This window comes from Enterobacter cloacae complex sp. OE43NF (genome assembly GCF_023544405.1).
GTDB lineage: Bacteria > Pseudomonadota > Gammaproteobacteria > Enterobacterales > Enterobacteriaceae > Enterobacter > Enterobacter cloacae.
In genome coordinates this window covers 87564-97591 of record NZ_JAMJFW010000015.1, presented here as the reverse complement: position 1 = coordinate 97591, position 10028 = coordinate 87564, and the positions used below count along the sequence as shown (strand labels likewise).

Annotated in this window: 10 protein-coding genes; 6 read left to right on the top strand and 4 right to left on the bottom strand. The window is 55.7% G+C overall.

Annotated features, from left to right (window positions below):
- Positions 1 to 47: 47 nt before the first annotated feature.
- Positions 48 to 821 (bottom strand): zinc transporter ZupT, encoded by a 774-nt coding sequence (gene zupT / locus M8370_RS09625; protein ID WP_013098748.1) that lies wholly within the window; start codon positions 819 to 821, stop codon positions 48 to 50.
- 196 nt (positions 822 to 1017) lie between these two features.
- On the opposite strand from zupT, the gene ygiD reads away from it, so the two are divergent.
- Positions 1018 to 1806: a 4,5-DOPA-extradiol-dioxygenase gene (gene ygiD / locus M8370_RS09620; protein WP_095454896.1), complete on the top strand. Its 789-nt coding sequence runs from the start codon at positions 1018 to 1020 to the stop codon at positions 1804 to 1806.
- A gap of 79 nt (positions 1807 to 1885) precedes the next feature.
- Here ygiD and M8370_RS09615 read toward each other — a convergent pair whose 3' ends face one another.
- From M8370_RS09615 to tolC, 3 genes are all read right to left on the bottom strand, one after another.
- Complete coding sequence (locus M8370_RS09615; protein WP_029883040.1) at positions 1886 to 3046, bottom strand: glutathionylspermidine synthase family protein; 1161 nt, start codon at positions 3044 to 3046, stop codon at positions 1886 to 1888.
- Between the two features lie 2 nt (positions 3047 to 3048).
- Entirely contained in the window at positions 3049 to 3714 is a 666-nt protein-coding gene (locus tag M8370_RS09610) for a DUF1190 family protein (RefSeq protein WP_013098745.1), read from the bottom strand.
- Between the two features lie 190 nt (positions 3715 to 3904).
- On the bottom strand, positions 3905 to 5371 hold the full coding sequence (gene tolC / locus M8370_RS09605; protein WP_047023594.1) for an outer membrane channel protein TolC: 1467 nt from the start codon (positions 5369 to 5371) through the stop codon (positions 3905 to 3907).
- Between the two features lie 203 nt (positions 5372 to 5574).
- On the opposite strand from tolC, the gene nudF reads away from it, so the two are divergent.
- From nudF to parE, 5 genes are read left to right on the top strand one after another with little or no spacing between them, the layout of a single operon-like run.
- Complete coding sequence (nudF, locus tag M8370_RS09600; protein WP_013098743.1) at positions 5575 to 6207, top strand: ADP-ribose diphosphatase; 633 nt, start codon at positions 5575 to 5577, stop codon at positions 6205 to 6207.
- Complete coding sequence (locus tag M8370_RS09595) at positions 6204 to 6626, top strand: DUF1249 family protein (RefSeq protein WP_003862516.1); 423 nt, start codon at positions 6204 to 6206, stop codon at positions 6624 to 6626. The genes nudF and M8370_RS09595 overlap by 4 nt, the downstream gene beginning before the upstream one ends.
- Positions 6627 to 6653: 27 nt before the next feature.
- Complete coding sequence (cpdA, locus tag M8370_RS09590) at positions 6654 to 7481, top strand: 3',5'-cyclic-AMP phosphodiesterase (protein WP_020689480.1); 828 nt, start codon at positions 6654 to 6656, stop codon at positions 7479 to 7481.
- Positions 7481 to 8062 (top strand): esterase YqiA, encoded by a 582-nt coding sequence (yqiA, locus tag M8370_RS09585; RefSeq protein WP_014833291.1) that lies wholly within the window; start codon positions 7481 to 7483, stop codon positions 8060 to 8062. The genes cpdA and yqiA overlap by 1 nt, the downstream gene beginning before the upstream one ends.
- 28 nt (positions 8063 to 8090) lie before the next feature.
- Positions 8091 to 9983 carry a DNA topoisomerase IV subunit B gene (gene parE / locus M8370_RS09580; RefSeq protein ID WP_013098740.1) on the top strand — a complete coding sequence of 631 codons (1893 nt, stop codon included), beginning with the start codon at positions 8091 to 8093 and terminating at the stop codon, positions 9981 to 9983.
- The last annotated feature ends 45 nt before the right edge of the window (positions 9984 to 10028 follow it).

The following is a 10028-nucleotide window of genomic DNA, read 5'->3' as shown; positions in this document are numbered from 1 at the left end:
TGACATTAAAAGAAATTGCGCTCCCTCAAATAAGGAAGCGCAACCGTTCAGCCAATACCCGCCGTTTGTAACAACACCAGGCTTAATCCCATTACAGACATTCCGCACAACACCCCATAACTCGGATTGTTGTTAGGATCGATCTCTTTCGCCAGCGGCATCAGTTCATCAACCGACAGCGCCACCATAATCCCCGCAACTGCGGCCATAATGGCGGCCATCACCACCGGTGAAACCAGGCTTCCCAGTATCAGCCACGCCAGTACGCCCCCGAGAATTTCCGCCATGCCCGATATCCCGGCCCAGAACACGGCGGTGCGTTTTGACCCCGTGGCGGCATAAACCGGCCCGGCAACGGCCAGCCCTTCAGGAATATTGTGTAAGGCCACCGCCAGGGCGATACCCAGACCCATCTCCAGATTGCTGCTGGCGGTGACATAGGTCGCGACACCCTCCGGGAAGTTGTGCAGGCTGATGCCGAGCGTCAGGAGGATGGCAGTACGTTTAATCTTTTGCGGCACCGGCGCGACGCTTTTTTGCATCAAATCCTGCGGATGTGCATGGGGCAGCATGCGGTCGAGGGCAAAATAGCCCAGCAGACCAAAAACAAACATGCCATAACCCAGTACCGGAGACATGCCTTCTGTGCCCAGTGCGGCAGGCAGCATCTCCATCAGGGAGATGAGCAGCATAATGCCGGCAGCAAATCCCAGTGAAAAGGCCAGCACGCGGTTAGACGGCTTTTGACCAAGCACACCGAGGATCGCACCGATAAAGGTGGCGGCACCCGCCAGGATGGTCAGGATCAAGGGGACGGACATGCAATGCTCCTTGTGATAATGATTCTCATTAATACTAATAATTCACGTTGGCCAAAGCGAGAGGGCAACCTCTGTTTTACATATTCCTTACATTCAAATTTCCTGATGATGATCTTCACGCTTATCTGCGTTCATCTTTGTCGTGTTAAGCGTAATGTAGCACCATCAAATTGACACCTTCTGTAAGGATATCACCATGACTTCTTCACGTATGCCAGCACTGTTTTTAGGCCACGGTAGCCCAATGAACGTTCTGGAAGACAACGTCTACACCCGCACATGGCGTCACCTGGGCGAGACGTTGCCGCGTCCGAAGGCGATTGTGGTGGTGTCTGCACATTGGTTCACCCGTGGCACTGGCGTAACTGCCATGGAGGCGCCAAAAACAATCCATGATTTTGGCGGTTTCCCGCAGGCGTTGTACGACACGCATTATCCGGCCCCCGGCTCGCCCGAGCTGGCACAGAAGCTGGTGAATTTGCTGGCACCTGTCCCGGTCGCGCTGGATAAAGAGGCCTGGGGCTTTGACCACGGCTCATGGGGCGTGCTGATAAAAATGTACCCGGACGCTGACATCCCGATGGTGCAGTTGAGTATCGACAGCACTAAACCGGCAGCCTGGCACATGGAGATGGGCCGCAAGCTGGCTACGCTTCGTGATGAAGGCATTATGCTGGTGGCAAGCGGTAACGTGGTACACAACCTGCGCACGGCGCGCTGGCACGGTGAAAATACACCTTACCCATGGGCAACGTCCTTTAACGATTACGTCAAAGACAATCTGACCTGGCAAGGCCCGGTTGAGCAGCATCCGCTGGTGAACTATCTGGATCACGAAGGCGGTTCGCTCTCTAACCCAACGCCGGAACACTTCCTGCCGCTGCTGTACGTTCTTGGCGCGTGGGATGGTCAGGAACCGGTGACAATCCCGGTCGACGGTATTGAGATGGGGAGTTTGAGTATGCTGTCGGTGCAGGTGGGGTAATAAAAGCAAAGCGGCAACCTGCGGTTGCCGTTTTTAGTGTTTATACCCTCTCCCGTGGGAGAGGGCATCAGGCCGCACTCTACTCAACAAAAATATGCGGATAGAACCGTGACAGATCCTGCGTGATCAGCGCGCGATCTTCGCGGATGCCAATCCCGGCTGGCTGATCGTTGATGAGCCAGCTGCCAATCAGCGTATAGCTGTCGCCAAATTTCGGCAGCTGATAAAACGCCTGGACGATCATCCCTTCTTCGCCGTAAGGCCCTTCAACCGCTTCCAGCGTTTTACCGTTTTCGATAATGGAGACGTTTGCCCCCTCGCGGGAGAAGATAGGCTTCACGACATATTTTTCCATTTGCGGGTAATCATCTTCCGCAAAGTATGCCGGCAGCAGGTTCGGGTGGTTCGGGAACATTTCCCACAGCATCGGCAGCAGGGCTTTGTTGGAGATGATGCTCTTCCATGCCGGTTCCAGCCAGCGCACGCCAGCGTCTTCCAGCTTGGTGGAGAACATCTCACGCAGCATATATTCCCACGGGTAGAGTTTGAACAGGTTGCTGATCACCTGATCCTGCAGGTCAGTAAACTGACCTTTCTCGCCCAGACCGATATCCTCTATATAGAGAAACTCGGTGGCGACTTCCGCTTCGGCAGCACAATCCTGCAGATACTGAACGGTTCCACGATCTTCTTCCGTGTCACGGCAGCAGGCGAGATGCAGCAGGTTGAAACCGTGCTGTTCACGCAGCTCGGCGAAACGCTCAATCAACTTTTCCTGCAGGCTATTGAACTGGTCGCTCTCTTCCGGCAAGTTTCCGGCGTTCATCTGGTCTTCCAGCCAGATCCACTGGAAGAAGGCCGCTTCATACAAAGAGGTTGGTGTATCGGCGTTATTTTCCAGAAGCTTAGGTTCACCCACGCCATCCCACGCCAGATCAAGGCGAGAATAGAGCGAGGGCTGGCTGGTTTTCCACGACTGGCGCACAAAGCCCCAGGTGTGCTTCGGAATGCGGAATTTAGCCATCAGCTCGTCGCTGTCGATCACTTTCTCGACAACCTTCAGGCACATCTGATGGAGCTCTGCCGTCACCGCTTCCAGTTTTTCCACCTGGGCGAGCGTCAGTTTGTAATAAGCGTCTTCACACCAGTACGGCTCGCCATACATGGTGTGGAAGTTAAAACCGTATTCGGTCGCTTTTTCGCGCCAGTCCGGGCGCTCGGTGATACTGACTCGTTCCATGATCAGCCGCCCATTGAGCGAGTAGACGTGCCCGTCGCGCTGCGCTGCATGCTGGTCTGTTTCGCCACAGATTCACCGAACCCGCCGCGGGTGATGGTGCTGGTGGTAGCCGGTTTCGGAGCCATCGCCGTTTTCGGTACGGTCACGGTGCGGCCAGGCGTTGCTGCGCCATAGCCTTTGCCGCTGGCATCGGTGTATTGGCCGTAGGCCGGGCTGGCCGGGTTTTTCGAGCTAAACAGCGGCTGCTGCTGGTAACCCGCACCGCCGCCCATCAGGCGGCCCATCATATAGCCGGCCATCAGTGGCATCCAGAAGCTGCCGCTGGACTGAGCCTGCGCCTGATTTTCTGGCGCCGTTCCCGCCTGAGCCGGTGTCTGTTGACACTGGCCTTCACCGAACTCTGCCACGCAGTCTTCGCGTGTGGCATATTTCGGTGCGGTACGTTCCGCTTCTTTCAGGGCGTTGTTATAGGCGGTCTTACATTCTGCCGCGTTACCGGTTGCGGCTGAGCAGTCCTCTGCGTTTTGATACAGAGAGACCGTTTCATCGCTTTTCTCACAGCCTGCCAGCATAAAGACAGCGGTAACCGCCAGCGCAACAGGGGTGAGGTGACGCGCGTTCCAGCTTTTGCGGAACGAAGCGTGATTTATGGATTTTGTCCGTTTCATATTTGTCTTCCAGGACCCAGTGGTTATAACGCTCAGGATAGAGGATGAGTGGTTGAAAATGAAGCGAAGAGGGTCGGAATCAGGGGGATCTTTACGTTGGCTTACGTTCGGGTGTGATTCAGATGCTCCCTCTCCCTGTGGGAGAGGGCTGGGGTGAGGGCATCAGGCCGCAGTGGGCCTGATGACACTCTTAGTGACGGAACGGATTGCTGCCGGTGTTGGTACGCGCAGCGGCTGGCTGTGCAGCAGGGGCGTTGCTGTTAGCGTTGAAGTTATCAACCGCAGCAACCTGCTCCGGGTTCTCCGGTGCCACGCTGTCCGGCGAGGTTGAGACCGGTTTACCCAGCGCATTGTTCAGCGCCAGCAGATCCTGCTCGTTCAGCGTACCCAGCGCCTGCTTGATGTTCAGCTGGTTAATCAGGTACTGGTAACGTGCGCTGGAGAGCTGCTGTTTCGCGTTATACAGCGTGGTGGTCGCGTCCAGCACGTCAACAATGGTACGGGTACCGACGGAGTAACCGGCTTCCATTGCATCCAGGGAGCTTTGGGCAGACACAACGGCTTGTTTATACGCGTTGATGCTGCTGATCGAGGCGTTCACGTTGTTGAACGACGAACGCACGGTCTGCACCACGTTGCGGTGTGCGCTTTCCAGCTGCTCGCTTGCGCCAACGAAGTTGTACTGCGCCTGTTTCACCTGAGAATTCACCAAACCGCCCTGATACAGCGGCAGTGAGAAGCTCAGGCCGACTTTGTTCTGGCCCTGGTTGCTGTCGTCATACTGGGCGGTGTTGGTTTTAGAACCGCTGTAGCTGGTATCAGACACGCCGGTGGAGGCGCTCAGGCTCAGGGTTGGCAGGTGGCCATCCTGCGCCTGACGAATCTGCTCGCGGGCCAGGTCCTGGCTCAGACGCGCCTGCAGTAAGGTCAGGTTGCGGTTTTCCGCTTCTTTCAGCAGGGCATTCACCGCCTGCGGCTTATCGGTCTTGAAGTTATCTACGTTCAGGGAAGCCAGTTCTGGATAGTAATTACCGGTGACCTGACGCAGAGATTCCAGCGCGTTGTCGAGGTTGTTACGCGCGGTCACTTCGTTGGCCAGTACGCTGTCGTACTGTGAACGGGCGTTCTGCACGTCAGTGATGGCGACCAGGCCCACGTTGAAACGCTGGGTGGTTTGATCTAACTGACGGTAAATTGCCTGTTTCTGCGCTTCAGTATAGGAGAGCGAGTCAATCGCGCTCAGCACGTTGAAGTACGCAGTCGCCGTGTTCAGGATCAGCGTTTGCTGGTCGGTCTGATAGGTCACATCCTGGATACCCGCGCTCTTTTCCTGCAGGGTCAGTGCGCGCCATTTGGACATATCAAACAGCGTCTGTGTTAATTGCAGTGAGGCGCTGGTAGCATTGGAGTTAACGCCGTTAGCGTCGCGGAAACCGTTGCTGTAGGTATAATCTGCACCTAAACCTAACTGCGGCAGCAGTGGGCTACGCGCTTCGTTAATCTTTTCAAACGCAGCATCACGATCGGCCGCTGATTTACGTAAATCAGGGTTGCCCAGACGTGCCTGCTGGTAGACCTGTAACAGGTTTTCCGCCTGGCTCATTGCACTGAAGCCCGTCAGGCTCAGGCCGATAAGGATGGGGAGCAATTTCTTCATTTGCATTCCTTGTTGTGAAGCAGTATTAGCGCTGATCTAATTAAAAATAATTGCCGATTCTAACAGAATCATCCACACCAAAAGGTTGGCGTAATGTGCCATGTGGCGTTAATTTGCACCAATCTACCATATAGCCTTGCAAACGGCAGCCAAACAGCCTTGAAATTCATAATTTCATCACCATTGCTACCAGGACTCGACTCATGCAAAAACCAGATAAGTTGCCCGTGACATTCGCCAAAAACGATGTAGAAATTATTGCACGAGAAACGCTTTATAGCGGTTTTTTTTCAATGGAACTTTACCGTTTCAGGCATCGCCTGTTTAACGGTGAGATGAGCGGCGAAATCAGGCGCGAAATTTTTGAGCGCGGGCATGCAGCAGTCTTGCTACCCTTTGACCCAGTGCGTGATGAAGTCGTACTGGTTGAGCAAATTCGCATTGCGGCGTATGACGTCAGTGAAAGCCCGTGGTTGCTGGAGATGGTCGCCGGCATGATCGAAGAGGGCGAGTCGGTTGAAGACGTTGCCCGCCGCGAGGCGCTGGAAGAGGCGGGGCTGATCGTTGGTCGCACAAAACCGGTGCTCAGCTATCTGGCCAGTCCGGGAGGCACCAGCGAGCGCTTGTCCATCATGGTGGGCGAAGTGGACGCCACGACCGCGGATGGGATCCACGGTCTGGCAGATGAAAACGAAGATATTCGGGTTCATGTGGTGAGTCGGGAGCAGGCTTACCAGTGGGTAGAAGAGGGGAAAATCGACAACGCAGCGTCTGTCATCGCCCTGCAATGGCTGCAACTGCATTATCAGACATTACGAAACGAGTGGAAAAAATGAAGCGTTATACACCTGACTTCCCAGAAATGATGCGCCTGTGCGAAACCAATTTCGCACAATTGCGCCGCCTGCTGCCGAGAAACGACGCACCCGGCGAAACGGTAAGCTATCAGGTGAGCAACGCGCAGTATCGATTAACGATAACAGAATCAACGCGCTACACTACGCTGGTGGAAATCGAACAAACGGCACCCAGCATTAGCTACTGGAGCCTGCCGTCAATGACGGTGCGGCTCTACCACGACGCGATGGTCGCTGAAGTGTGTTCAAGTCAGCAGATCTTTCGTTTTAAAGCGCGGTATGATTACCCGAATAAAAAGTTGCATCAACGCGACGAAAAGCATCAAATTAACCAGTTTTTAGCCGACTGGCTAAGATATTGTTTAGCACATGGAGCAATGGCGATTCCGGTTTGTTAGCGTCATAAACCTACCTAAGGACACCATTTGGAAAGCCTGTTGAACCTGACTGTTGCTGGTGGGGCACCAGTCAGGATATTACAAATCACCGATACTCACCTTTTTGCCGAAAAGCATGAAACGCTGCTGGGGGTGAACACCTGGGAGAGTTATCAGGCTGTACTTAGCGCTATTCACGCTGAAAATCGTGCCTGCGATCTGATCGTTGCAACGGGCGATCTGGCGCAGGATCAATCCTCCGCGGCCTACCAGCATTTTGCTGAAGGCATCGCGAGCTTTAGCGTGCCGTGCGTCTGGCTTCCGGGCAACCACGACTTTCAGCCTGCGATGTACAGCTCTCTTCAGGAGGCGGGGATCTCTCCGGCGAAGTGTGTGTTTGCCGGTGAGCAGTGGCAGATCCTGCTGCTCGACAGCCAGGTGTTTGGCGTCCCGCACGGTGAGTTAAGCGAGTTTCAGCTCGACTGGCTGGAGACCAAACTGGCCGCCGAACCGGCGCGACATACGCTGCTTTTGCTTCATCATCATCCGCTTCCGGCGGGCTGTAGCTGGCTCGATCAACACAGCCTGCGCAATTCTGCCGCCCTGGATAGCGTGCTGGTGAAATTCCCACGCGTGAAGAATCTGCTGTGCGGACACATTCATCAGGAACAGGATCTCGACTGGAATGGCCGCCGTCTGCTGGCGACGCCGTCGACCTGCGTTCAGTTTAAGCCGCACTGCGCGAACTTTACCCTGGATACCATCGCGCCGGGCTGGCGCTGGCTGGAACTGCATGCGGATGGTTCACTGACCACGGAAGTCTGCCGTCTGGCAGGCGCGCAATTCCGCCCCGATACCGCTTCAGAAGGCTATTGATGTCTACGCTCCTCTACCTGCATGGGTTCAACAGCTCGCCGCGATCTGCCAAAGCGACACAGTTACGCCAGTGGCTGAGCGAGCATCATCCGCACGTTGAGATGATTATCCCGCAGCTGCCGCCTTATCCGGCAGAGGCGGCGGAGATGCTGGAATCCATTGTTCTGGAACACGGCGGCGAATCTTTCGGCGTGGTGGGCTCCTCGCTGGGAGGGTATTACGCCACATGGCTCTCGCAATGCTTTATGCTGCCCGCCGTTGTGGTTAACCCGGCGGTTCGACCGTTTGAGCTGCTGCGGGACTTTCTTGGCGAAAACGAGAACCCCTACACCGGCCAACAATATGTGCTAGAGTCACGCCATATTTACGATCTCAAAGTTATGCAGGTCGACCCGCTTGAAGCACCGGACCTGATCTGGCTGCTGCAACAAACGGGTGATGAAGTGCTGGATTACCGCCAGGCAGTGGCGTATTACGCCTCCTGCCGCCAGACTATAGAAGAGGGCGGAAACCATGCTTTCACGGGCTTTGAAGATCATTTCACCCAGATTGTCGATTTTCTTGGACTGCACAGCCTCTGACAATCAATGCGAATTGCTAGTTTAAATCATGACGCAAACCTATAACGCTGATGCCATTGAGGTACTCACCGGGCTTGAGCCGGTTCGCCGCCGCCCGGGGATGTACACCGATACGACGCGCCCAAACCATCTGGGCCAGGAAGTTATTGATAACAGTGTCGACGAAGCGCTGGCAGGCCATGCCAAACGCGTCGACGTTATCCTGCATGCCGATCAGTCGCTGGAAGTTATCGACGACGGTCGCGGCATGCCGGTGGATATCCACCCGGAAGAGGGCGTACCGGCCGTTGAGCTGATCCTCTGCCGACTGCATGCGGGCGGTAAGTTCTCCAACAAGAACTACCAGTTCTCCGGTGGTTTGCACGGTGTGGGGATTTCCGTGGTTAACGCCCTGTCTAAGCGCGTGGAAGTGAACGTTCGCCGCGACGGCCAGGTGTATAACATCGCGTTTGAAAACGGCGAGAAAGTGCAGGATCTGCAGGTTGTCGGCACGTGCGGTAAACGCAACACCGGCACCAGCGTCCACTTCTGGCCTGACGAAAGCTTCTTCGACAGCCCACGTTTCTCCGTTTCTCGCCTGACGCACCTGCTGAAAGCCAAAGCGGTGCTGTGCCCTGGCGTGGAAATCACGTTTAAAGATAACGTCAACAATACCGAGCAGAGCTGGTGCTATGCCGACGGTCTGAACGACTATCTGTGCGAAGCAGTAAACGGCCTGCCGACGCTGCCGGAAAAACCGTTCGTCGGTAATTTCACCGGTGACACCGAAGCGGTGGACTGGGCGCTGCTGTGGCTGCCGGAAGGCGGTGAGCTGCTGACCGAAAGTTACGTCAACCTGATCCCAACTATGCTCGGCGGTACGCACGTTAACGGGCTGCGTCAGGGTCTGCTGGATGCGATGCGTGAATTCTGCGAATACCGCAACATTCTGCCGCGCGGCGTGAAGCTGTCGGCGGAAGATATCTGGGATCGCTGCGCCTACGTGCTTTCCGTGAAGATGCAGGATCCGCAGTTTGCCGGGCAAACCAAAGAGCGTCTCTCCTCGCGTCAGTGCGCGGCCTTTGTTTCCGGCGTGGTCAAAGATGCCTTCACCCTGTGGCTGAACCAGAACGTTCAGGCCGCAGAGATGCTGGCGGAAATGGCGATCTCCAGCGCGCAGCGTCGTCTGCGTGCGGCGAAGAAAGTGGTGCGTAAAAAGCTCACCAGCGGTCCTGCGTTGCCGGGCAAGCTGGCGGACTGTACCGCGCAGGATCTTAACCGTACCGAGCTGTTCCTGGTGGAAGGGGACTCGGCAGGGGGATCGGCCAAGCAGGCGCGCGACCGTGAATACCAGGCGATCATGCCGCTTAAAGGTAAGATCCTGAATACCTGGGAAGTCTCGTCCGATGAAGTGCTGGCCTCGCAGGAAGTGCATGATATCTCTGTTGCGATCGGTATCGATCCGGACAGCGAAGATCTTAGCCAGCTGCGCTACGGCAAGATCTGTATCCTCGCGGATGCGGACTCCGATGGTCTGCACATCGCCACGCTGTTGTGCGCACTGTTCGTGAAGCACTTCCGCACGCTGGTGAAAAACGGCCACGTCTACGTCGCGCTGCCGCCGCTCTACCGTATCGATCTCGGCAAAGAGGTGTACTACGCGCTGACGGAAGAAGAGAAAGCGGGCGTGCTGGAGCAGCTCAAGCGCAAGAAGGGCAAACCAAACGTTCAGCGCTTTAAAGGGCTGGGCGAGATGAACCCAATGCAACTGCGCGAAACCACGCTGGATCCTAACACCCGTCGTCTGGTTCAACTGACCATCAGCGATGAAGATGAACAGCAAACCAACGCCATGATGGATATGCTGCTGGCCAAAAAACGCTCGGAAGACCGACGCAACTGGCTGCAGGAGAAAGGCGATATGGCGGATATTGAGGCCTGATGCCTCAGCCATAGCAATCGTAGGCCCGGTAAGCGCTAGCGCCAC

Excerpts from the sequence above, each read along its gene's own strand:
- zupT (WP_013098748.1), bottom strand. The coding sequence starts at position 821 with ATGTCCGTCCCCTTGATCCTGACCATCCTGGCGGGTGCCGCCACCTTT.
- M8370_RS09615 (WP_029883040.1), bottom strand. The coding sequence starts at position 3,046 with ATGGAACGAGTCAGTATCACCGAGCGCCCGGACTGGCGCGAAAAAGCG.
- tolC (WP_047023594.1), bottom strand. The coding sequence starts at position 5,371 with ATGAAGAAATTGCTCCCCATCCTTATCGGCCTGAGCCTGACGGGCTTC.
- ygiD (WP_095454896.1), top strand. The coding sequence starts at position 1,018 with ATGACTTCTTCACGTATGCCAGCACTGTTTTTAGGCCACGGTAGCCCA.
- parE (WP_013098740.1), top strand. The coding sequence starts at position 8,091 with ATGACGCAAACCTATAACGCTGATGCCATTGAGGTACTCACCGGGCTT.
- nudF (WP_013098743.1), top strand. The coding sequence starts at position 5,575 with ATGCAAAAACCAGATAAGTTGCCCGTGACATTCGCCAAAAACGATGTA.
- M8370_RS09595 (WP_003862516.1), top strand. The coding sequence starts at position 6,204 with ATGAAGCGTTATACACCTGACTTCCCAGAAATGATGCGCCTGTGCGAA.
- M8370_RS09610 (WP_013098745.1), bottom strand. The coding sequence starts at position 3,714 with ATGAAACGGACAAAATCCATAAATCACGCTTCGTTCCGCAAAAGCTGG.
- yqiA (WP_014833291.1), top strand. The coding sequence starts at position 7,481 with ATGTCTACGCTCCTCTACCTGCATGGGTTCAACAGCTCGCCGCGATCT.